The organism is Paenibacillus sp. FSL R7-0313, from assembly GCF_037969885.1.
Taxonomy (GTDB): domain Bacteria; phylum Bacillota; class Bacilli; order Paenibacillales; family Paenibacillaceae; genus Paenibacillus.
In genome coordinates this window covers 5049228-5074158 of sequence record NZ_CP150219.1, presented here as the reverse complement: position 1 = coordinate 5074158, position 24931 = coordinate 5049228, and the positions used below count along the sequence as shown (strand labels likewise).

Below are 24931 nucleotides of genomic sequence, written 5' to 3'. Positions count from 1 at the left end.
TTCGTGGAAACGAGGTCTCTTTTTGTTGTGGATAAAAAGGGACACATTACCTTAATTGGTATACTATTTAGTGTGGTGAAATTAAAATAACATGCTAATATACAAATAAATATATTGACATAACATTATATTCGTTTTAGGATGATGAAAGCGGTTAACAAACTGGATTACATAAGGAGGACAACATGCTGACACCCAGAGATGATCAAGAAATTTCTCCCTCGATATACGACATGATTGATCGGGTTAACAAACGTATGCCGGATTATCCGGAACTTAACCAAATGTTCAAAAACTGTTTTACCAATACGATGGCGACCACAATTCAGCGCAAAGAAGATGGGACAACTTTTGTGATTACGGGAGATATCCCTGCCATGTGGTTACGTGATTCTGCCGCTCAGGTCAGACCTTATCTGGTTCTGGCTTCAGAGGATGAAGATATCGCCGACATGATCGCTGGACTGGTTGAACGTCAACTGAATTATATTCTGCTGGACCCTTATGCAAACGCTTTTAATGAGACGGAGAGTGGGAAAGGACATCAGGAAGATCTGACGCAGATGAATGATTGGATCTGGGAACGGAAGTATGAGATCGACTCACTGGCTTATCCGATTCAGCTCAGTTATCTCCTGTGGAAGAACACGGGGAGAACAACTCAATTCAATGATACGTTCCGTAAAGCAGCCCAGATCATCATGCAGTTATGGCAAGTGGAGCAACATCATGAGACGAAATCACCCTACACGTTCCAACGTCTGGATGCTCCTGAAACCGATACGCTCAGCCGAGAGGGACGAGGTACTGAAACAGCCTACACCGGCATGACTTGGTCGGGATTCCGTCCCAGCGACGATCGCTGTGAATATGGTTATCTGATTCCATCCAATATGTTCGCCGTTGTGGCGCTTCGATATCTGCAGGAAATTGCTGAAGCGGTGTTCGAGGATGAAACGCTGGCAGCGACTGCTAAGCAGTTGGAGGAACAGATCAACAAAGGTATTCAGGACTATGGCACCGTTGAACATCCGGAATATGGAACCATATATGCGTATGAAACAGATGGGAAAGGCAATCACAATTTGATGGATGATGCCAATGTTCCGAGCCTGCTGTCTTTACCTTATCTCGGATATGTAGATGAGAATGACAAGGTTTATCAGAATACACGCCGTTTCATTCTATCCTCGCACAACCCGTATTTTTATGAGGGAACAGCAGCAGCGGGAATCGGTAGTCCGCATACACCAGAAGGGTACATCTGGCATATCGCTTTATCGATGCAAGGGCTAACTACAGGGGATCGCAACGAAAAACTACGATTGCTTCAGCTTATCCATAAGACGGATGCGGATACCGGACTGACCCATGAAGGCTTTTCGGCCAACGATCCACATGAATATACACGTCCATGGTTTTCATGGTCCAACATGCTCTTTAGTGAACTGATTATGGATTATTGCGGATTCCGCGTACAGAAATAGATAGGGAAGCAAGAGAGAACCTGCGAGTACATCATAACGTTCGGAGTTCGTTGAATTCCGACAAAGAGGAGAGCGAATCATGAGAAAAATATCATTGAAAATGCCGGTAGCAGCAGTTATGACATCCTTGCTCATTCTAACTACAGCCTGTTCAGGCGGAAGCTCAAGCACAGGCACAACCAGTGACGGCAAGAAGGAAGTAACTGTATCGTTCCGTTCTTCAGGATCGGAAGATACACTTACGAAGTTCTTCCAATCAGGCTTGGTGGATCAATTCGAGAAAGAAAACCCGGATATCAAAATCAACATTGCTCCTGTACTGGCAAGTGAAGGCGATTATACGTCCAAAATGGTTCTGCAAATGAAATCCCCGGATACAGCGCCTGATGTCATTGCCGAAGATACATCCATCATCAAATCCGATGCTGCGGCGGGATATCTGGAGCCGCTGGATACACAAGTTCAGGGATGGCCCGATTGGGAAGAACACATCATCGACAACCTGAAGGCAGGGGTTACTGGCGAAGACGGCAAAGTGTATGGCGTTCCGGCTACCTCGGATACACGCGGAATCTGGTACAACAAGGAACTGTTTCAACAGGCGGGACTTGAAGTTCCATTCAAACCTGCAAGTTGGGCAGAAGTACTCGAAGCAGCACGTACCATCAAGCAAAAACTGCCAGGTGTGACACCGCTTAATATGATCGTGGGCAAAGCAAACGGTGAAGGTGTCACCATGCAAACGCTGGAAATGCTGCTCTATGGTACGGCGGATACGCTGTACGACGACACCACCAAGAAATGGGTCGTTAACAGCCCGGGCCTTCTGGATTCCTTTAAATTCATAGATCAAGTGTTTAACACGGATAAAACAGGTCCGACCATGCAGGTTGCCTTAAATGGACAAGCTGGCAGTATTGCTTTCCAGCAACAGTTCCCGCAAGACAAACTGGCGATGGCTGTAGATGGTAGCTGGGCAGGTTCAACATGGGCCGAGAACGGCGCTGCTCCAATCGCCAACGTTGAAGAGAAAATAGGCTTTGCACCATTCCCAACACAAAATGGGGAAGAGCCTGGAGCAACTACGATGTCCGGAGGATGGGCTTGGTCTGTTCCTGCACAAGCGAAGAACAAGGAAGAGGCTTGGAAATTTATCGAGTTCCTGATGAATAAGGAAAATGCGACTGCTCGTGTAGTAGCGGAAGGCAGCCTCAGTCCACGTAATGATTCCACGGAAGTTGAAGGTTATACGGATCGTCCATATACCAAAGAAGCACAGGAACTCTTGAATGTGGCCCACTTCCGTCCAGCGAACGATCAATATGCAGCAGTATCCGCACAATTGCAAAGCATTGTTGAGAGTATTGCCTCTGGCAAGCTGACGCCGGAACAGGGAATTACGCAATTGAAGGACAACGTATCCCGTTCCCTTGGCGCGGACAGCATCGAAGAGAAATAAGGATATCGATATATTCGGAGGGGGAGGCACAATCTCCCCTTTTTCCGGTTCGAATGGAGAGTGACTTATGAAAAGGAAAGCACCAGGTTCATTTCTGTTTCTAATGCCTTCCGTACTGTTATTACTTGTGTTTTTCATTGTTCCCATCATTCTGACGATCTGCTTTGCCTTTACGAACATGGCTCTGACCGGGGCGGCAGCCAAGAGTTTGGAGTTTGTTGGATTCCAGAATTTCATTAATATGTTCCATGATCCTGACTTTCGCATTAGTGTCTGGCGTACGCTGGTCTTTCTCATCTTCTCCGCAGTGATTGGTCAGGTATTGCTTGGGTTCATTCTGGCACTTCTAATGAAGGAGAAAAATGTGACGTTCCGCCGGGTCATCGGGATCATCGTCATTGCCGGTTGGGTGACACCCGAGATTGTTGTGGCATTCTGTATGGTGGCCTTTTTCAGTGACAATGGTTCATTGAATCAGATCCTCGGCTGGTTTGGAGCGAATCCAGTCTCTTGGTTGTTCAGTTTCCCTATGGTGAGTGTCATTATCGCGAATATCTGGCACGGCACAGCCTTTTCGATGATGGTCTATCAGTCGGCACTGGATGATATCCCGAAGGAAGTTGAAGAAGCTGCGATTATTGACAGTGCCACCGGGTTCCAGATTGTCAGACACATTACGATTCCAATGGTAAAAGGGTCCATCGTGACCAACATGATGTTGGTAACCCTACAGACGTTGGGTGTGTTCACGCTGATCTATACGATGACCGGTGGTGGCCCGGGTACTTCGACACAAACCTTGCCGATCTTCATGTATAACCAGGCCTTTGTGAACTATCAGTTTGGATACGGCACAGCCATCTCGTTGGTTCTGTTGTTCATTGGTATTATCGCCAGCCTGTTCTACATGCGATCCATGAAAGTGAAAGTGTAACCATGAAGGAGGTTCGATCCCTATGGTCAAACATGGGCTTCAACGCAAAATCCAGTACGGGATTTTAGTTTTTCTAGGGCTCTGTTTTTTATTGCCGCTGCTCTGGATCATTCTGGCTTCATTTGACCCGAACGCGCAGCAGGGCATCAAAATGCCCAGTACCTGGACCATTCAAAATTTCAAGGATGTACTCGGGGATTCGAGCAATCTTCGTTCATTCGGTGTAGGCCTGATTCTGTCGGGAGGGCAAGCGATATTGGTTGTTCTGGTGTCGGTGCTTGCTGCGTATCCTTTATCCCGTTACGAAATGAGATTCAAAAAAAGCTTCTTGTTATCCATTCTGTTCATGACAGCTCTTCCGATTACTGCCGTGATGGTTCCGGTATTTCAGATGTTTCTGTTCTTCAAAATGCAAAATAGCATCATTGCCACGATGCTGTTCCTGACGGCATCCTCACTTCCGTACGGCATCTGGATGATGAAAAACTTCATGGATTCGGTGCCGATTGATCTGGAAGAATCGGCATGGATTGACGGTGCGTCCGTATGGAACGGCTTGAGACGAATCGTGGCTCCGCTGATGTTGCCCGGTATTGCAACGATAGCGATATTTACCTTTTCGGGGAGTTGGGGTAACTTCTTCGTGCCATACATCCTGCTCCAGACACCGGAGAAACTGCCGGCATCGGTCACGATCTATCAATTCTTCGGCAGCCACGGCATGGTTGAATACGGCAGATTGGCTGCATTTTCACTACTTTATACGATGCCTTCGGTTGTGCTGTACATCTTCTCCCAGCGCTACATGTCCAAGGGCTTCAGCATGGGCGGGGCAACCAAAGGTTAATGACAGGAGGTACGCAACATGACAACCAAAAAGACGGCACATCTCATCTCGCATACCCATTGGGATCGCGAATGGTATATGCCTTATGAACACCATCATGTACTGCTCATTGAGCTGATGGATAAACTGCTGGACACGCTTGATCAGGACCCGGAATATCGTTATTTCCATCTGGATGGGCAGACGATTATTCGAGAAGATTATTTGCAGGTTCGGCCCGAACAGCAGGAGAGACTTGACCGTTATATCCGCGAAGGACGTATTCATTTTGGCCCATGGTATGTGTTACAGGATGAGTTTCTGACCAGCAGTGAGGCCAACTTGCGTAATCTGCTCATCGGTCATCGTGATGCTCGACCTTTAGGTGTGATATCCAAGACAGGATACTTCCCAGACTCATTCGGAAATATGGGACAGGCACCGCAGATCCTGCAACAGGCGGATATTCATAACGCGATCTTTGGGCGTGGGGTAAAGCCCACCGGATTCAATAATGCGGTGGTTGATGCAGACAGTTACGAATCTCCCTATTCCGAGATGATCTGGCGTTCGCCGGATGGTTCGGAAGTGCTCGGCATTTTGTTCGCGAATTGGTACTGCAATGGGATGGAAGTTCCGGTTGATCCGGAGAAAGCCCGAGCGTATTGGGATAAAACTCTGGAAGATGCCGAGAAATTCGCCTCGACTCCACATCTGTTGTTCATGAATGGTTGTGATCATCAGCCGATCCAGACGGATCTGCCCGAGGCTTTGCGCACGGCAGCGACCTTGTATCCTGATGTGGAATTTATCCACTCCAATTTTGATGATTACATTGAGGCTGTTACGACGGAAGTCCCTGAGCATCTGGCGACCATTGAGGGGGAACTTCGCAGTCAGCATACGGATGGTTGGGGAACACTGGTGAATACGGCATCCGCAAGGGTTTATCTGAAACAGTTGAATCAGCAAGGGCAGACGTTGCTTGAAAAAGTAGCCGAACCACTGGCCGCCATGGCGCATATGGCCGGGGTGAAAGATTATCCGCATCATCTATTGACGCATGCATGGAAGATGCTGATGCAGAACCACCCACATGATAGCATCTGTGGGTGCAGTGTGGATGAGGTTCACCGTGAGATGGTGACCCGCTTTGCCAAGAGCAGACAGCTTGCAGAGAAATTGGTTTCCCAGAGCGCGCAGGCGATTGCTGAGTCCATCCGTGTGCAACCTGCTGAGACTTGGGGAGAGGAGGCAGTGCTGTTCACTGTGTTCAACACGAGTGGATGGAATCGAAATGGAATCATTGAGATGGACCTAATTGTGGACAAAGCATTTTTCCCAGAAGGTCCTAATCCTCAGGCACTTGCGCAGAAGGTGGAAAAAGATGCACTGGCAGCGTATCAGCTGATCGATTCGGATGGACACGTGTATTCGGCAGAAATCAAGGATCTGGGTGCACATTTCGGCTATGAACTTCCGAAAGATCGCTTCCGACAGCCTTATATGGCTCGTAAAGTAAGAGTTACTTTCCAGGCGGTGGATGTACCTTCGCTGGGTTATAAGACATATGCTCTCATTCCAGTAGAGAAGCCAGCAGAGATTGCTGAGATTGCTGAAGTGCCCGATACGAGCGAACTCATCCTGGTTCAGGGAATGATGATGGAGAACGGTCATTTGCGGGTGACGGTTGAAGAGAATGGTACGGCAACGATTGAAGATAAAGTCTCTGGTGCTGTTTACAGGGGGTTGAATTCGTATGAGAATACCGGTGATATCGGCAATGAATATGTCTACCGTCAACCTGAGGGAGAGACAACGCTGACCACGGAGCATCTGAATGCAGACCTGCGGATTGTGGAGCAGTCTCCGTATCGTGCAGTTATGGAAAGTGTATTACGCTGGGATATTCCTGCTGAAGCAGATGAACTTTTCGAACTTGAAAAACGCCAAATGGTTCCTTTTACAGAACGAAAGGCGCAGCGAGTTAAGAACACCGTTCCGCTTGTGATTACGACAACGTATACATTGGAAGCAGGCAGTAATATGGTCAAGGTAAAGTCTGAATTCAACAATCAGGCCAAGGATCATCGACTGCGCGCACTCTTTCCATCAAGACTGCTGACAGAGGATCATTATGCGGATTCCATCTTTGAAATTGCCAAACGTTCCAATACACCGGCCAAAGAATGGGTGAATCCGAGTAATGCGCAGCATCAGCAAGCGTTTGTACATGTGTCCGATGGTGATCATGGCTTGATGATTGCAAACAAAGGGCTGAATGAGTACGAGATTTTACAGCATGAAGAGGGCAGTACGATTGCGGTTACGCTGCTGCGTGCCTCTTCGGAACTGGGAGATTGGGGTGTGTTTGAAACACCAGAAGCCCAATGTCTAGGACCTCAGAGCGTGGAATATGCGATTATTCCATTTGCGGGCGATGCGGCACAGTCAGGTGCATGTGCATCCGCCTATGCGTATCCGATTCCGTGGACGACTGTGCAGCTAGGAGCACTTGCGTATACATTTGAGCAAGAAGGTCATGCCACAGCTAATGGGCACAAGGTGGAACTACCTCTCTCGAAGCAATGGTTAGCGTGGAATGCACAAGGCTCGACACTAGCCTTCTCCACACTGAAGATCGCGGAGGAAACCGGAGATGTGATTGCTCGCTGGTATAATCTGAACTCCGAACCGGTTGAGTTGAACGTGCAAACTGGATTCGAATGTGCCTCCGTTTACGAGAGCGACGTGCTGGAACGGGTTAAGGACACGTTAGAGGGGCATAGCCAGACGGTACCTGGGTTTAAAATTATTACACAAGGGTATGCGTTACGCTGAATTGATTTTTGAACATCATAATTATAGAAACCTCCTGTTCACGGTAGTGTGGACAGGGGGTTTTTGTTAGTCAAGAAATTCAGCAAGTAAAAGTCGCTAATTATAGCGGCTTTTTTACTTGATATAGGTTATTTTGTACAATCAACTAATTAATATTTTATTTATTGACTTAATTTGTAAAAGGATGTATTCTATTCTATATAAATACTTATTTCCCATAATAGAGAGTTTTGAATAGCTGGCCAGCTTTCAAATATATTTAATAATTGAGAGGGAGATATAAAAATGAAAAAAGTGGTATCAGCTTTATTAGTTACAGCATCCTTATTTGTTGGTAGTGTCGCTTCTTTCGCATATGCAGAAGAATCAGTTAGTATAATTCCTACCAGAATGCAGGCGGGAACAATATTAGAGTATGACGGATCCAATCAGATGGTTATTTTGGAAAAGGGTGAACCAGTAAATATCCCTTCCGTTTATCAAGGTCAAACAACAAAGAGTGTCACACAAAAAGTAGATCTTGATAAATTAAAAATTGAAGAAGAATTCATTGAAAAAATAAAAGCAGAAGCAAAAAACTTGCCTGTATATAAAGTTGAGAACCCTCTTCCACAGCCAGGTTTGAAAGTTATATACGATGGCGAGGGTTACATAAAGGAGTTTGTTTTCCCTCAAGGGAACGACTTCGCATTAGCTGCTTATAAAGCCCTACCAAGGGGCACTAGAAAAGCAGCGGGAACCTATACTTATGGAGATAACAATAATAAAATTACAATTACAACGAGCACTGTTCTTGGTGAGGGACGATTCACTAATTTTACTGATACAACTGGCGAAAACAGTAACACTCTGAAAAAAGGTGATGCAGCAACAAGAGGGGATATAGATAATCCTAAATATGAGCAAGTTTTGGATGCGCGGAATTTGGATAATAATGTATTTGCGAATGTAACTAAGAGAGATAATGGAGCACTTCCAGACGCGACATTAGATATTTGGAAAACTGGAGTAGAACTTTTTGACCTAAAATGGTCTTCCTCCCTATCGTTTAAAGGAAGATACTTCTATACATTTTAATTTATAAGATTATTATAAAGGGGGCGATATATTCGCCTCCTTATCCTATCTTCTTAATGAAAAGGATGATGAATCATGAAAAAAAATTTTTCAATCACAAAATATATTCCAGTCATAATTACCCTAATTCTCTTCATTGGGGGATGTAGTTCCGAAAAACCAACAATTGAAAAAGTGAACCCCACTGATATGCAAACCATAGGTCCACAAACTCATGAATATCTTTCAATTACAAACACCGAGTATGTTAATGGAAAAGATACCAATGATGGAATGGTAATGAGAGTATACACATATGATATCCTCTCTAAGAATCTAACTAAATTAGCTGATTTACCCTATAACTCTCAATATCCCTTAACAGTGGCTTCCTTAGCAGAAGACACCATATACTACTCGGGATCTGGAAAAGATAAGGGTGACGAATTGTTTTCCTATGATATAAAAACACAGATCACCCAGCAATTAAGCTCCGACTTATTTGCAATCAATTCGATAATTCCGGATACCGTTGATCATACATTGGTTATGGCTGCTGTTAAGAACGGAGAACGGCCTGTCAAAGTTATGTTCTTTGATAAAGAAACTCAAGAAATGACCATATTGAATGACAATGATTCGGATACAACAACATGGGATATTTCTTATGATCCAGAAACAAGAAAATCCTATGCCATCCAATATTCAGAAGAGGATCAATATAATCATATGGAGGAGTCCAATAAAACGCAAACACCGATGGTTCCTCCAAACCATACGATTATTGAGATAGATCCAATCTCTAAACAGACACGCAAGGTTATTGAACTAACGGAGGAACAAATTTTAACCTTATCAACAAGGGGAGACCAAATTCTAATTGCCACTGCAAAGCATATCAACAAGTATCCAATTAAATATAGTATGGTTAATATTAAAACAGGAGAAAGAAACGAAATTGATCTTCCCATTAAGGCCAGCAGTGAATTGTTTTTGTCCAAAGACGGGCAGGGTTTCTATTTCCTCGGAGAAAATACACAAGCAAAAGAAAATCAGGAACGAGGGATTTATTTCTATGATTTGAAAACGCAACAAGTTGAAGCCATATTTCTTCAAAAAGAGGGCTTCATTAATAATTTTATGCTGTTAACGAATCCAATAAAAAAATAAATTAAATTCTCCTTAAACACTATATTATAAGCCATTAATCCTTAGAGCTAAACGTCACTTCACCAATTGTGGCGTTTTTTAGTTTTCGTTAAAACACGTTCTTTAAAAAGTGGATATCTATTTCGTTTTATCTCCAATATAGAAAAATGTGGTATTATTGTGCTCTAGTTTGTTGTAATGGAGGTAGACTAATGATCTATATTTTATTTGTATTCATCGTTGTAGTGATTGTTGCACTTAGCCTTTGGATTCTGAGTTTGACACGTAAACAAAAGAAATCAGCGGTACTCTTTAAGGAGAATTACGACTTAAAAGCGATTACTATTGCTGATATAGACAGGATGGAGGATGGCTCTGGCTTCGAGATGTACTTGTACAGATTGTTAATGGAGTTGGGTTATTCAGGAGTCTACAAAACGTTAGGAAGTCGCGATTTTGGTGCAGACGTAGTTTTCACTGATCGGGAAGGTGTTAGAAATGTCATTCAAGCAAAGCGATACTCAATAGAGTATCCGGTCGGCATCAGCGCTGTACAAGAGGTGTTTTCTTGCATGAGATATTACAAGGCTAAGAAAGCAATCGTAATTACTTCATCCCACTTCACAGAGTCGTGTGAGACATTAGCTGGTATTAACTTTGTAAAGTTGATTGATCGAACTGACTTAATTCATGTGATTGAGGCTTTTAGAGACGGTGATATTATTGAGGCGCGTGACATCATTGAAGGGGAACCGAGGATGATACTTGAATCCTGGTCGGAATCGAATAGCAATACGCTACATGAGGTTCGAAAAGATTACAAGGCAGAAAAGTATGTAAAAAAAGTGATGAGTAAGTGAACATATGAATTATTCAGTAGATTTTGTGATGATTGATCAATAAACGAGTATTCTATCTAAAATGAATGATTTTGGTGGCTTTTCATACATAATATTTAATTCTGTATTTATTCAGGGATGGAGATGGGTGACACATTCAGGTTCACTAAGTGTAATCTATTTGTGGGAAGAGGGGGTTCAATTTTAGTGAAAAAAATGAGCTGGATTGCTTTGTTTTTAGTCCTGATTTTGTACTTTGTTTCGATGTACTCACTATATTCTCATATGAATAATAAATGGCTAGTTAGTCCTCCAACCTATGTAATACTAATTCTTTCTATTTTAGGACTGGCTCTAGCCATACTTGGTTTTAAAGATACATCGAACAAGTCTACGAAGGTAAGAAGTTGGATCTCAACGGTTCTATCCTTAGCATTGATCTTCATCCTTTTGGGTGCTTTGTCATTTACATCGATATTTTCTGGGTACAAACAATTACTTACGACTACACATTCACCAGATAAGCACTATACAATAAGTTTCTATAAAACTGACGCTGGAGCCATGGGATCGTTTGGCGTTATGGGGGAATTGAAAGGCCCGCTTTGGTTTAAAAGAGTATTTTATTATGAGGGAAAGACGGATCAGGTAGACTTGGAATGGGTTGATAACCATACCATTTCAATTAATGATCAAAAAGTTAATTTATTAAACGGTGAAACTGTACGCCGTAGCCCTTAATTTTCTAAGATTTTTTTCTTAACTGATATCTAAAGTGAAATTCTTTTGGTGCGGAGTTTCGCTTTTTTGCGTTTCGACAAAAAGATGGATAGAAGAGGAGTGATCGTCATCAAGAATCCTTTGAGGTTTTATATGAATGAATAGAAGAAGTTAAACATGTCGTGATTTTATACATTTATTGTCGTGAGTTTCTATTAAAAATAGATTAAGTCTGTGATAACTTATAGATAAATGTCAGAATATTATATAGTATGGAGGTAAGACAACAGTGACCATTCGAATTGGGAAAATTAGCTTGTGGCATGTTCACGCATGGGATTACATCAAGCAGGCACAAGAACATGAGGATACAGTCATCGCCGCTGTGTGGGATGAAGATGCCAAGCGGGGGCAGGAAGCGGCTGAACGCTTAAACGTACCATTCTATGCTTCGCTTGAAGATATGCTGGCCAAGGATGACATCGATGCCGTTATTGTAGATGCGCCAACCCGCATCCATGAAGAAGTGATCACCGCTGCTGCAAAAGCAGGTAAACACATCTTCACGGAGAAAGTTATTGCGTCGACACAGGCGGAATCCAACAGAATCCTTAATGAGGTAAAGGCAAACAAAGTCAAAATGACGGTCTCCTTACCTCGTCTGAATGCAGGGTATACGCTAACGATTCAGGATGTACTTAACCAAGGATTACTTGGCAAAGTGACTTATGTTAGAGCGCGTTTATCGCATGATGGAGCGATCTCGAACTGGTTGCCTGAACACTTCTATGATCTGAAGGATTGTCAGGGCGGTGCACTGATTGATCTGGGGTGCCATCCAATGTATCTGGCCAAACTGTTTTTGGGTCAGGAAGTAACAGCGGTTAATGCGAACTTCGGATACATTACAGGCAAAGAAGTGGAAGATAATGCAGTTGCAACCTTGTTTACGGATTCCGGAGCAGTCGGCGTTGTTGAAGCTGGTTTTGTGAACAGCCATTCTCCGTTTACGATTGAGGTTCATGGTACGGAAGGTACACTTCTGTATGGAACACCTGATGACAAGTTATTGATTCGTACAAAAGCAGCACAGGGGAAATATAATGACTGGACTGAACTTCCTTTAGCAGACAAAAGAGAAAGCGCATTCAATCAGTGGGTTGCACATATACAGAATGATACGGATGCAACTGAAAACGTGCAGATCGCTATGGAGCTGACCCGTTTGATGGAAGCTGCGAATCTCTCTGCCAAGGAAGAACGTAGAATAGCTCTCAATGAGTTGAAGGGTTAGGTTTTATTAAGGAGGTGTGCAATCTTGAGCCTGTATCCTTATGAGAAAATGCTTGAACGGCAGGATCTCCTGGAGAGACTGGATATTCTAATGGTTTGGGGACATTATGAGATTCGCGTGATGCGATTTCATCTGACTTCTTTTCCAGCGGGCCGAGTTGTGGATTTCCATAATCATGCGGAGTTTGAGTTTCATTTTATCCCGAGAGGTAAAGGCAAAGTTATTCTCGATGATCAGACACATGCACTCTCGGAAGGTATGCTTTATTTGACTGGACCGGGTGTCGTTCATTACCAGGAGGCTGATGCCAAAGAGGACATGGATGAATTATGTCTTCATGTGGATATCGTTCACAAGCCAAGAGAACATGTCGATCCCTGGGAAGCAGCTGAATCCGAGGAAACGATTGAAAAGCTGAGAACGCTTCCGCTTACTCCGGTGAATGATTATCATCGGGCGATGCATTGTTTTTTGGAAGCCTACGAGGCATGTGATCAGAAATTGTTAGGTTATTATACATCGATCAAGCAACTGGTCATCAGCATATTACTCAAAACCGTGCGAGCATACGACACCGGGGGGAATCGACCGGAAGCCCCTGTGCGGGATATGTCGGTATATCGCTATGAGTATGCAGTGCAGTATATGGAGGCGAATCACCCTACCGTGGTCACGCTGGAGCATGTAGCTGAGAAACTTCATATCAGCAGCAGACAATTGCAGCGAATCTTCTATCAAGTACAGCCGGAGATGCCGTTCAGCCGCGTACTGGAGGATATTCGTCTGCGCGCTGTGTGCCGTAATCTGGAGGAAAGTAACGTATCTATCGAACAGATTGCTCTCGCTTCAGGCTTCAATAATGCCAACTATTTGCATGCTGTATTTCGCAAACGGCTGGGGATGACCCCGTCGGCTTTTCGTAAAATGAAACAACCAATACTTAAGTGAGGGTGAATATATATGAGTAAAGTATATCGTATCGGAATTATTGGCTGTGGGGGAATCGCGAATGGCAAACATCTGCCGAGTCTGAGTAAACTGGATAATGTTGAACTGGTGGCTTTCTGCGATATCGTTCAGGAACGTGCGGATGAAGCCAAACAGAAATATGGCACTACTGAAGCCGAAGTCTACACGGATTATCAGGAATTGCTCAAGGATGAGTCTTTGGATATTGTGCATGTGCTAACGCCGAATATTTCTCATGCCGAGATTTCCATTGCTGCTCTGGAGGCAGGCAAACACGTGATGTGTGAAAAGCCAATGGCGAAGACATCTGCTGAAGCACAGCTCATGCTGGAAGCGGCAGAACGTACCGGCAAGAAATTGACCATCGGATACAACAACCGTTTCAGAGAAGACAGTCAGTATTTGAAGAAGGTGTGCGAAGCGGGTGACCTGGGTAATATTTATTTTGCCAAAGCACATGCGATTAGACGTAGAGCAGTACCAACATGGGGTGTTTTCCTGGATGAGGAGAAACAAGGTGGCGGCCCGTTGATTGACATTGGTACGCACGCACTCGATCTGACGCTCTGGATGATGGATAACTATCAACCAAAAGTTGTGCTAGGTACGACCTATCATGAGCTTTCGCAACGTGAAAATGCGGCCAATGCCTGGGGCCCGTGGGACCCAAAACAATTCTCTGTAGAGGACTCGGCCTTCGGCATGATTGTGATGGAGAATGGCGCAACGATTATGCTGGAATCCAGTTGGGCACTGAACTCACTGGATGTGGATGAGGCGAAATGTAGCTTGAGTGGCAGCGAAGCGGGTGCGGATATGAAGAACGGACTGCGCATCAATGGCGAGAAATTCAGCCGTCTATACACGAATGAGATTGAACTGAGTGCAGGCGGGGTAGCTTTCTACGATGGTAAGAGCGAGAGCGCACCGGATGTTGAGATGAGAAAGTGGATTGAAGCGATTGAGAACGATCAGGAACCAGTCGTTACACCAAAACAAGCGCTGGTTGTATCTCAGATCCTGGAAGCCCTCTATGAATCTGCTCGCACTGGCAAGGCTGTATACTTGAATAACGCTAGCGAAGCATAGAACATACTGAAAAGAATAGATTACAGAACCCTTTGTCCTGTTATTTGGGGATAGAGGGTTTTTTGGTGTTTTGGTAAATTCAGCGAGTTTTGAGACACGCCATAGCTATTGGTCCATACCAGACTCTATTTCGGCACATATGATGAGAGAAAAATAAGCTGAAAAGAGGGTATGTCGTGACTAAACACAAAACGAGTCATGGTGTTTCCATTGTGGTATGTACCAATCGGCCGCAATTTTTTGAAAACATTCTGCAAAATTACAGTCGACAGCATTACAAAAGCAAAGAACTGATCATTGTCCTGAATCATGACCGTATGAATCTGGCATTATACCAAAACCGGGTTCGGAATCTTGCCAATGTTCATGTATATCAAGTTCCTGAGAGCATTTCGCTAGGACAAAGCTTGAACGCTGGCATGACAAGGGCTCGCTTTTCGTTGATTGCGAAATTTGATGATGATGACTACTATTCGCCGTATTATTTGACAGAGCAGGTGAGAGAACTTAGACGGACCAAAAGTGATATTGTGGGCAAACATTCGTGCCTGGTCTACTTGGGTGCGTCCAAGACACTGTTGGTCAGATCTCCCGCTGAAAAAAATAAACCGGTTGAATTTGTACAAGGGGGCACTATTTTATTCAAAAGAGAGATCTTGAAAAAAGTCCGCTTTACGGACCGTTCCATAGGGGAAGATGTAACCTTCCTGAGACAATGCAGGAAAAGAGGATTCAAAGCGTACGCGACCTCTCCTTATAATTATGTCTATCACCGCAGACAGAACAAAAAGAGTCATACCTGGAGAGCGGATGACAGCTTTTACCTGGAGGGAAGCAAAAAACTTGCGGTTACAGAGGATTTCAGACCCTTTGCCAATAAGAAGTTATAGAGGAGAATAACGAAGGGAAGATGCATCTGCTGCATGTAGATGCGTCTTTTTTGTGCCAAAATGCTTTAATTTGGAGGTGGTGAGAAAAAAATATGAATTTACTTGAAAAAAAGTATTGCATATAAGTTTAGTCGGAATTATATTAATGGTATAAGGTCTAGACCATATACAGATCGGAGTGTTTAGATGTCGAGTACGTTTTCATTTCGTTTTGAGAAAGTATCCACCAAAAAGGTCAGTGAATTCATTAGAGAACAACTGGAAGAAGCCATTATTCTGAAAGAATTGATGAGTGAAGAACAACTTCCAGCCGAGCGAGATCTGGCAGAGATTTTTAATGTAAGCCGCATTACGGTTCGTGAGGCACTCTCTTCACTGGAAGAGAAAGGTTTGATTGAGAAAAGGGTGGGTGCCAAAGGTGGAACGTTTGTACTGCCTCTGACAGCCAATTCGCATAAACGGACCAGAGAAGAAATTAAACGGGATTGGTCACAGATGCTGAAGGTGTTTGAATATCGAACCATCATCGAACCGGAGGGAGCTTTTCTCGCTGCTGAGCGGATCACCGCAGGCGAACTGGAGCTGCTTGAGGGTTACATGGAACAAAGTATAGAGCCAGACTGTACAAGGGAATGGTTCAGGGCGCTGGATGTAAAATTTCATCTGACCATCGCCAAGGCTTCGGGGAATCCATACTGCGAGAGAGCCGTCAGACAGATCCGGACCAAAATTAATCCGGCGCTCGACTTGATGCCTTATGATGACAGAATACGTACCGTCAATCACGGTGTACATATGGAGATTCTTGAAGCATTGAAAGCCCATGATAGCATCAAGTCTAAGGAGACGATGAAACGACATATCGAATTCTCGGCGGATGCAATCTATGCCCGTTTGGTTTCTGAATCGGACAAAAATGAAGGGAATGACAGCGAATGAATCGTTCAGAACTAATACAGCTGGCTCAGCCACTACAAGCCCAGTTAAGCGCCTGGCGCAGAGATTTGCATCGCCATCCGGAAATCGGCTACGAGGAGCATCGTACATCCGCTATCGTAGCTGAGCATCTCGAAAGCCTGGGGCTGGAAGTTACACGCAATGTGGGACAGACCGGGGTTACAGGTCTGCTTCGCGGAGAGACCGATGGACCAACCTTTGCCTTGCGCGCAGACATGGATGCTCTGCCAATTCAGGATCAAAAAGCGGTGGAATATCGCTCACAAGTAGAAGGCAAAGCGCATCTGTGTGGACATGACGCTCACACCTCCATCCTGATGGGGGCTGCCCAACTGCTTACAGGCCTTGGAAGACCGAAATCAGGCAACATCAAATTCATTTTCCAGCCAGCGGAAGAAGGACTTGCAGGGGCAAGAGCCATGATCCAGGATGGTGTTCTGGAGAATCCGAAGGTTGATGCCATCGCAGGATTACACATGACACCTGGACAGGACACGGGAACCTTGGGTGTAAGTCAGGGCGTTGCTTTTGCATCAGCTGATCCCTTGATTATCAAGGTGTTTGGCAAGGGTGGCCACGCAGCTCGTCCGCATGAGGGCATTGACGCAATCGCGGTATCCGCTCAGGTCATCACCGCTTTGCAAAATATCGTCAGTCGGATGGTCGATCCACTTGAACCCGCTGTAGTCACCATTGGCAAAATCACCGGAGGTTATATGGGAACAGCCATCGCCCCGGAAGTGGAGATGATCGGTACAGTTCGTACACTCTCACCTGCCATTCGTGAGCGGATGCCAGCTTTGATCGAGCAGGTTGTCAAAGGGGTCTGTGATTCTTTCGGAGCAGGATGCGAAGTCGTCTACGGCGATGGATACCCTGTTGTCGTGAATGATCTCGGCATGGTTGACCTGCTAACAGAGACCTGCAATCAGGTTAATGCGGAGAAAGGATGGAACTATATCAAACCTTCCACAGGGGGCGAGGATTTCGCTTTTTATTGTGAACAGATTCCGGGTGTGTTTTTCAGACTAGGATCTGGTAATGATGAGGAATTTACTCGTTATCCGCTCCACCATCCCATGTTTGATCTCGATGAGACAGCAATGCCATATGGTGTGGGCATGTTGTCTGCAGTAGCACTTGAATTTTTGGCAAGGAATACCACTTCTGAGGGGGAGCAATCACAATGAAAAAAAGACAATGGACAGGCTTGTGGATCACGTTACTGGCAGTCGTAATGGTACTCAGCGCTTGCGGAGGAAAATCGACAAGCACGAATGATGGTTCCGCAACAGAAGGAACAGGCAGTGGAAGCGCAAGTACAACACTGACTGTTGCTGCGGCAACCGATATCGAGAGTTTCGATCCGCACAACAACAACAATACCTCTAGTGAGGCCGTTCTGGTCAACGTTTTTGATTATCTGATCAAAAATGACAGTGAACAGAAAAAAGTTGCGGGACTTGCGACATCATGGGATCAGGTTGATGATACAACGTGGAGATTTAAGCTGCGTGAAGGTGTTACCTTCCACAATGGCGATCCATTCACTTCAGCAGATGTAAAATACACGCTGGAGCGCGTAGCCAAGGACGAGACACTGAAACAAAACAGTTATTTCAAAAATATCGTAGAGGTTAAAGCTGTGGATGACTATACCGTAGATATTATCACGGATGGTCCAGATCCGTTGCTCCTGAATCGTCTGTCCAAAATGGGAGCAGGCATTCTGCCAGCAAAATATATTGCGGATAAAGGATTCGATGCTTTCCTGAAACAACCGGTAGGCACAGGCCCTTATAAATTCAGTAAATGGACCAAAGATGATCGTGTGGAACTGGTGAAAAACGAGAACTACTTCGACGGTGAACCAAAATGGAATGAAGTGGTGTTCCGCGTTATTCCTGAAGCCTCCACACGTGTATCCGAATTGCTTGCTGGTGGTGTAGATGTGGCGTCTTCCATTCCGTCCACGGACATTGCTCGGATCGAAGGCGAAGCAGACAAGAAGATTGTCAAAGCACCAATCCAACGTGTGCTTCAGTTGATCTTCCGTCAGACAGAAGGCAGCATCACGGCTGATCCGAAAGTACGTGAAGCGATTGACCTGGCTATCGACAAACAAGGAATCGTGGACAGCATTGCCGGCGGAGCAGGTATCGTAACCCGCACATCCGTAACACCAGGCAACTTCGGTGCTGATCCTTCATTGTACAAAACGTCACTTTATGATCAAGAAAAAGCCAAGCAGTTGCTGCAAGAAGCTGGCTATGCGGAAGGTGAAGCCGAGATGACCATCTCCGTTTCCGCACAGTACAAAGAACAGGCTGAAGTTGTTGCAGCGATGCTGGAACAAGCCGGATTCAAAATCAACCTGGATGTCCTGGAAGCAAGTGCATTCAGTGAACGTTACAGCTCCAAATCATTCAAAGAAATCTTCATGATTGGTATTGGTAACTCCTTGTTCGATGCTTCGAACAACTACAATCGTTATATGTTGGAAGAAGCAAAAGGCGAGTCGGATTACAACAATCCTGAAGTAGAGAAACTGCTTCAATCGGCATTGGTGAACATGGACCCTGCGTCTCGTGAGAAAGAGTATCAGCAAGTACAACAGATCTTCTCTGAAGAACGCCCAGCGGTATATCTGTACCAAATGGAAGGTGTCTACGGAACAAATGCTAAAGTGAACTTCGCGCCACGCAGTGACGAGATGTTCTATGCTGACGAGATTACACCTGTTGCACAGTAACATCGGGTATAACAACCGGTCATTGAAAAGATAAGGCCGTGAACGGCAGGGACTGGATAACCATGTTCCTGCCGTTCTTTTTTAAAAGGGAGGTGAACAAGGAGTGGGCAAATACGTACTTAAGTCACTACTACAGATCATTCCGGTGCTGTTCATTGTTTCATTAATTGTGTTCATTTTGGTTCGAGTTACCGGTGATCCGGTTGCGCTAATGTTGCCTGAAACGGCTACCGCTGAAGATCGTGCTGTCTTGACGCAGGCACTTGGTTTGGACCAGCCTTTATATACGCAATACGTGAAGTTTCTGGGCAGTGCAATACAGGGAGACTTTGGTCAATCTTTTCGCTACAATCAGCCTGCATTAGAGCTTGTGCTGGAGAGATTGCCTGCCAGTTTTGAACTGGCAGTAGCCGCGATGTTTTTTGCTGTACTTATGGCTGTACCACTTGGCGTCATTTCAGCTGTCAAACGCAATACGTTTACCGATCTCATTATTTCAGGAATATCCGTCATTGGTAAGGCGATGCCAAACTTCTGGATGGGGATTATGCTTATCCTCTTGTTCTCCGTCATGCTGGGCGTATTGCCGGTATCCGGACGCGGAGGATTGTCACATCTGATCTTGCCTGCATTCACGCTTGGCGTTGGACTGGCTGCGCAGATGACCCGGCTGATTCGCTCCAGCATGCTGGAGATTCTCAACCAGGACTATATTCGAACAGCCCGCAGCAAAGGGCTAGGCCGAATGGTTGTCATTGTAAAACATGCGTTTCGGAATGGACTAATTCCGGTCGTGACGATTATGAGTTTGCAGTTTACAAGTCTGATCGGGGGAACCTTGATTACGGAAACGGTATTCTCCTGGCCTGGACTGGGTCAATTGCTGGTCGTTGCAGTCAACACACATGATATGGCGATTGTACAGGCCGCGGTGTTTGTCATTGCCTTTATCGTTGTAGTAATTAACATCTTGACGGATGTAGCTTACAGGCTACTCGATCCGCGCATCAAATACGACTAGAAGGAGGTGCAATCATATGACAGGCAGCAATAAAATGCCAATTCCGGGTACAGAACAGGAACAAGACAATGGGCGTGCACCAACGGGATTTCGTTATATCTGGCAACAACTGATCATCAGCAAGACCGGAATGTTTGGTGCTGTGCTTGTATTGTTGGTTGTGTTAATTGCCATAGGTGCACCTCTATTGACGAGTCATGATCCGGCAGCGGTGAATCCGCTAAACCGACTAAAACCACCAGCATGGCTTGAGGGTGGAACGGCCGAATACTGGCTGGGTACCGATAATCTCGGCAGAGACATGTGGAGCCGTATTGTATACGGTGCCCGGGTTTCCTTAATCGTGGGTATGGGTGCCGTGATTGTGTCAGGAATCATTGGCGCGATTCTGGGGCTGGTATCCGGATTCTACGGGAAATGGCTGGATGCCGTCATCATGCGTGTAGGTGATGCATTCATGGCGATTCCAACCATCCTGTTCATGCTTGTTGTGATGGCGATTGTTGGCCCGGGTATTACAACGCTGATTTTTGTCATCGGGGTGACGAACTGGGTTCCATTCACCCGTGTGGTAAGAAGTGAAGTACTAAGTATCAAAGAGCGGGATTTTGTTCATGCGGCCAGATCGATTGGCGCGAAGAATGGAAGATTGATTCTCAAACACATTCTGCCGAATATTCTTTCATCCTTTATCGTCATCTGCGGTATGAATGTGGGCACGACCATTATTATGGAAGCTTCACTCAGTTTCCTGGGTCTGGGTATCAAACCACCCGATGTATCCTGGGGAGGTATGCTCAGTGATGGCAGACAATACGTTGCAACAAGCTGGTGGGTCGCTACATTCCCGGGACTAGCCATTACATTTACCGTACTCGGTGTTATTTTCCTTGGAGATTGGCTGCGTGATGTGCTTGATCCACGTACGGAGACAACCCATAAATAAACGGAGAAGGGAGCCATCATTATGAATCAAAGACCAATTCTGCCGGAGGATCTGAGTCACTATCGTTGGATCAGTCAGCCAGTAATCAGTCTGAACGGACAAGTGGCTTATGTGGAACAGACCATAGATCAGGATAAAAACGAATATAACACACAAATTCGAGGGATTTCCCTCGATGGTGATGAAGATATTGCACTTTCGGATGGAACAAAGGATTCCTCACCTGCTTGGTCGCCGGATGGCACACAGCTTACATTCATTCGCTCAGTGGATGGGGGGAAAGGACTATGGGCGCTTCATTCAGATCAAAAAGAGCCGGTCATGCTGATATCTCCCGCACGTAAAATATTGAGTTATATCTGGTCACCGAACGGGCAGTACATTGCGTTTACCAGCAAGGTGCAACCGGAGGACCAACAGAAGAAAGCAGATGTCCAACAGGAGCCAGCACCTGTGTTGCGAGGTAAAGTCTTCGAGCGCACAACGCCGAAGGTGGAAGGATCTGGCTGGTGGGATGGTCAATACAGCCATTTGTTTGTATATGAGCTCAAAAGCGGGGAAATCACGCAGGTGACTTCCGGGCTATGGAATATCAGTGCTCCCGTATGGTCGCCAGATAGCCTGCAGCTTTCTTTCATTTCGAAGCAAGTAGAGGATGAGGAACTTGATGCGGATCTGCTGTACTTTACGGATATATACAGCATTCGATTGGGAGAGAGTGATCTCTTCAAAGTGACGGATTCCAGTCTGGCGATAAGCCAGTTCTCCTATTCATCTGATGGGCAGCAGCTGATCCTGATCGCCAGTGATCGTGAATATGGAAGCGGGAGCCACAACAGCTTATACGCTGTCCCCGTTCAGCGGGGTGTACCCAGGATAATTGCACCTCAATTAGATATGCAGATTGGTAACGCAGCACTGGGGGATATGAAGTCAGCAGGTGCATCACCTTCTCCTATCTCGGATGACCATCATCCGAAGCGTGGTGTGTATGTACTTGGGACGCAGAACGGGAATGTGGACGTGTACCGCATTCAAGATGATGGGAATTGTCAATCTGTGACAGGCGCTGGTGAAAAGGATGTGTATCAGTATACCTTAACACCAGACGGTTCGTCGCTGGTAATCGCTGCGTTGACTGCTGAACACCCTGGAGAGTTATATCGTGTGGATATCGACAGTGGTGAAATGTTCAGACTCACCCGGCGAAATGATGAATTCATGGCTAAATTGGCTGTAAATGTGCCAGTCCGCGTAGAGTTTACGTCCTCCGATGGATGGCCGCTTCAAGGTTGGTTAGCCACACCGGCAATACGTGATTCCAATGTGAAACTGCCACTGATTATGCAGATTCATGGCGGACCTCACGCGATGTATACAGGAACATACAGTCATGAGATGCAGACACTCGTTGCGCAAGGGTATGCAGTGTTGTGGATCAATCCTCGCGGAAGTATGGGATACGGTCAGGAGTTTGCCAGAGCTTGCCGTGGCGACTTTGGCGGAGGGGATTACCGGGATCTGATGGAAGCTGTTGATTATGCCCTGTCTACATACGATTTCCTTGATGCATCACGTCTGGGTGTGGCAGGTGGCAGTTATGGCGGAGTGATGACCAACTGGATCGTGGCGCATACGCACCGTTTCAAGGCGGCTGTAACCCAGCGTTGCATCTCCAACTGGTTATCCATGTATGGAACGAGTGATATCGGTATTTCCTATGTCGAGGGAGTCATCGGTGGTAATCCGGCGGAAAACGCTGAATTCCTGTGGTCCCGCTCACCTCTTGCTCATGCACACCACATTGAGACGCCACTTCTGATCATGCACGGAGAGCAGGACTATCGGACACCGATTGCACAAGCGGAGGAATTATATACTACGCTAAAACGATACGGCAAAAAGACCAAACTGATTCGTTATCCAGGTTCCAACCACAGTTTGCTCAAAAGCGGTAAACCTTCACTTCGGATCGATAGCTTCGAACAGGTGAATGCCTGGTTCAATCAGTACCTCGGGAATGATGAGGAGGGCGAGCAATGAGTCGAACTCAGCTGTCCATTCCTGTAGGGCTTCTTGTAGAGAATGTTCTGACAAGTGGGGAATCAAAAGAAGTGATTATTGAATGTTTACAACGTCGAGACTATTCCCGGTTGTTGCCTCTGGTTAAGGAATCCGCGATGGATTTTGATGAAAGACTACAGACAGCAGCTGATATCGGAGATGATTGGGAAAAGGCGATACTTCAGGGTTATGAGTTCAAGTTTTTGCATATTAACGGGTTGAAACGATTGCTCGATTTCCGGTTTGACCGTAAGGTGGATCGGGATTACGTTCAAGATGAACTGTCACTGAAGCATATTCGTCTGACCACACAAGAGATTGAACTGCTGCAATCGTTAATTGGCAGGCAATGGCTCGTGCAGGCAGAAGAAACAGAGGCAGCAGAAGAAGGCAGAATAGATAGTGAGTTATCTTCCTGCATTCCTGTCCATATTCAATTGAAGTTCCCATAGGATGACCAGAAGAAGCCGCGATGATCGCGGTTTTTTTGCTATGTACAGGTAGAAATGAGGATGACTGAATTCAAAAGTTGAAATTGGACTTCGTATGATTTATATTTATATTAAATGATATTATTTTCTATCAAAAATGCAGATATAAAAAGGAGGACATGGGATGTCCATTCAAAATGTTTTGGGAAAAATTCAAATATCGGATGATGTGATCTCCAAAATTGTCGGCAAGATCGCGAATACTACCAGTGAGATTTCCTCCATGTCGACAGGACTTATAGAAGGGGTCACCAAAAAGTGGAGCGGCAAAAGTCTGCAAAATGGCATAGATATCCGCAAGGTAGAATCAAGACTGGAGATAAACTTAAAGGTTGTCGTTTGTTATGGAACAAAAGTGCATGAAGTCTGCAGGGAATTGCAAAACAATGTGAGACTGCATGTTGAACAGTTGACCGGATTAACAATTGATACGGTGAATGTGATCGTTGAGGGGTTATCATTCAACCAACCTGTTGCCAAGCTTTAATCCAATTTTAGCTACCTAGAGGAGTGACAGCGATGAATAAGATTTCCATAACAAAAGCCAGTCCACAATCATTAGTCGGCGGGCAACTAAATCAGATGGCACTTGAATATATGGCCTATTCGCTTGCAGGTACCAAGGATAAAGGCATAATAGAGAAAACATTTAACAAGTTATGGCGTTCGAATCAGAACCGATTCAGTCACCAATATGCTTATGAAGCCAAAATAGGTAACCAAACGCTGGGCATGATCATGTGTTATCCGACCACTGTAATGAAAAAACTTGCTTTGCCAACGTTCTCCAAACTGTTTGAACTTCGTAAATGGAGCCTGATTAAGTATAATCTCCAACACTGGAAAGAGTTCTACTCCATGGTGACATTAAAAGAAGCGAAGAACGACGAGTACCACATCGGAACATTGGCTACGTTGCCTGAAAGCAGAGGTCTTGGTGTAGGGACACAGCTCATTCAATTTGCAGAGGAGCAAGCTGTAACACAAGGTCTGTCCAAATCCTCACTTACGGTTAAAAAGGAAAATCTACTAGCTATTAAACTCTACGAGCGTTTGGGGTATCAGAGAGTAGGGGAAATCAATAAACCTTCGCTATCCCTGTACCGAATGTCCAAAATACTGGTGTAGTGCATTCTAATACGAATAG

General features: G+C 45.2%; 22 protein-coding genes. All 22 read left to right on the top strand.

What is annotated here, in order from left to right; translation table 11 throughout:
- Nucleotides 1–185 precede the first annotated feature (185 nt).
- The 22 genes from NSQ38_RS22025 (at nt 186) to NSQ38_RS21920 (ending at nt 24912) form a co-directional block, all read left to right on the top strand.
- A complete protein-coding gene (locus NSQ38_RS22025) occupies nt 186–1487 on the top strand; it encodes a glycoside hydrolase family 125 protein (RefSeq protein ID WP_339784058.1) in 1302 nt (433 codons plus the stop codon).
- Between the two features lie 79 nt (nt 1488–1566).
- Entirely contained in the window at nt 1567–2946 is a 1380-nt protein-coding gene (locus NSQ38_RS22020) for an extracellular solute-binding protein (protein WP_339784057.1), read from the top strand.
- A gap of 67 nt (nt 2947–3013) precedes the next feature.
- Nucleotides 3014–3880: a sugar ABC transporter permease gene (locus NSQ38_RS22015; RefSeq protein WP_036608294.1), complete on the top strand. Its 867-nt coding sequence runs from the start codon at nt 3014–3016 to the stop codon at nt 3878–3880.
- Nucleotides 3881–3902: 22 nt separating this feature from the next.
- Nucleotides 3903–4727: a carbohydrate ABC transporter permease gene (locus tag NSQ38_RS22010; RefSeq protein ID WP_076211825.1), complete on the top strand. Its 825-nt coding sequence runs from the start codon at nt 3903–3905 to the stop codon at nt 4725–4727.
- An 18-nt stretch (nt 4728–4745) separates the two neighbouring features.
- Nucleotides 4746–7547, top strand: a complete 2802-nt coding sequence (locus NSQ38_RS22005; RefSeq protein WP_339784056.1) for an alpha-mannosidase — start codon at nt 4746–4748, stop codon at nt 7545–7547.
- A gap of 285 nt (nt 7548–7832) precedes the next feature.
- Nucleotides 7833–8624: a hypothetical protein gene (locus NSQ38_RS22000; RefSeq protein ID WP_339784055.1), complete on the top strand. Its 792-nt coding sequence runs from the start codon at nt 7833–7835 to the stop codon at nt 8622–8624.
- A 75-nt stretch (nt 8625–8699) separates the two neighbouring features.
- Nucleotides 8700–9773, top strand: coding sequence for a hypothetical protein (locus NSQ38_RS21995; protein ID WP_339784054.1), 1074 nt, complete (start codon nt 8700–8702; stop codon nt 9771–9773).
- A gap of 191 nt (nt 9774–9964) precedes the next feature.
- The gene (locus NSQ38_RS21990; RefSeq protein WP_339784053.1) at nt 9965–10612 is read left to right on the top strand and encodes a restriction endonuclease; all 648 of its coding nucleotides are present in this window, start codon (nt 9965–9967) and stop codon (nt 10610–10612) included.
- A gap of 195 nt (nt 10613–10807) precedes the next feature.
- Nucleotides 10808–11332, top strand: coding sequence for a DUF5412 family protein (locus NSQ38_RS21985; protein WP_339790636.1), 525 nt, complete (start codon nt 10808–10810; stop codon nt 11330–11332).
- Nucleotides 11333–11600: 268 nt separating this feature from the next.
- Entirely contained in the window at nt 11601–12605 is a 1005-nt protein-coding gene (locus NSQ38_RS21980; RefSeq protein WP_339784052.1) for a Gfo/Idh/MocA family oxidoreductase, read from the top strand.
- A gap of 24 nt (nt 12606–12629) precedes the next feature.
- On the top strand, nt 12630–13553 hold the full coding sequence (locus NSQ38_RS21975) for a helix-turn-helix domain-containing protein (protein ID WP_240767998.1): 924 nt from the start codon (nt 12630–12632) through the stop codon (nt 13551–13553).
- 12 nt (nt 13554–13565) lie between these two features.
- Nucleotides 13566–14663 carry a Gfo/Idh/MocA family oxidoreductase gene (locus tag NSQ38_RS21970; protein ID WP_062834239.1) on the top strand — a complete coding sequence of 366 codons (1098 nt, stop codon included), beginning with the start codon at nt 13566–13568 and terminating at the stop codon, nt 14661–14663.
- A gap of 176 nt (nt 14664–14839) precedes the next feature.
- Nucleotides 14840–15553, top strand: coding sequence for a glycosyltransferase family A protein (locus NSQ38_RS21965; RefSeq protein ID WP_339784051.1), 714 nt, complete (start codon nt 14840–14842; stop codon nt 15551–15553).
- A 186-nt stretch (nt 15554–15739) separates the two neighbouring features.
- The gene (locus tag NSQ38_RS21960) at nt 15740–16492 is read left to right on the top strand and encodes an FCD domain-containing protein (RefSeq protein WP_036670784.1); all 753 of its coding nucleotides are present in this window, start codon (nt 15740–15742) and stop codon (nt 16490–16492) included.
- Complete coding sequence (locus NSQ38_RS21955) at nt 16489–17700, top strand: M20 family metallopeptidase (protein ID WP_339784050.1); 1212 nt, start codon at nt 16489–16491, stop codon at nt 17698–17700. The genes NSQ38_RS21960 and NSQ38_RS21955 overlap by 4 nt, the downstream gene beginning before the upstream one ends.
- A complete protein-coding gene (locus NSQ38_RS21950) occupies nt 17697–19262 on the top strand; it encodes an ABC transporter substrate-binding protein (RefSeq protein ID WP_339784049.1) in 1566 nt (521 codons plus the stop codon). The genes NSQ38_RS21955 and NSQ38_RS21950 overlap by 4 nt, the downstream gene beginning before the upstream one ends.
- 103 nt (nt 19263–19365) lie before the next feature.
- On the top strand, nt 19366–20283 hold the full coding sequence (locus tag NSQ38_RS21945; RefSeq protein WP_017688654.1) for an ABC transporter permease: 918 nt from the start codon (nt 19366–19368) through the stop codon (nt 20281–20283).
- A gap of 16 nt (nt 20284–20299) precedes the next feature.
- On the top strand, nt 20300–21229 hold the full coding sequence (locus NSQ38_RS21940) for an ABC transporter permease (protein WP_339784048.1): 930 nt from the start codon (nt 20300–20302) through the stop codon (nt 21227–21229).
- Between the two features lie 21 nt (nt 21230–21250).
- Nucleotides 21251–23272 (top strand): S9 family peptidase, encoded by a 2022-nt coding sequence (locus tag NSQ38_RS21935; protein WP_339784047.1) that lies wholly within the window; start codon nt 21251–21253, stop codon nt 23270–23272.
- Nucleotides 23269–23745, top strand: coding sequence for a hypothetical protein (locus NSQ38_RS21930; RefSeq protein WP_339784046.1), 477 nt, complete (start codon nt 23269–23271; stop codon nt 23743–23745). The genes NSQ38_RS21935 and NSQ38_RS21930 overlap by 4 nt, the downstream gene beginning before the upstream one ends.
- 163 nt (nt 23746–23908) lie before the next feature.
- A complete protein-coding gene (locus NSQ38_RS21925; protein ID WP_339784045.1) occupies nt 23909–24271 on the top strand; it encodes an Asp23/Gls24 family envelope stress response protein in 363 nt (120 codons plus the stop codon).
- A 32-nt stretch (nt 24272–24303) separates the two neighbouring features.
- Entirely contained in the window at nt 24304–24912 is a 609-nt protein-coding gene (locus tag NSQ38_RS21920; protein WP_339784044.1) for an N-acetyltransferase, read from the top strand.
- The last annotated feature ends 19 nt before the right edge of the window (nt 24913–24931 follow it).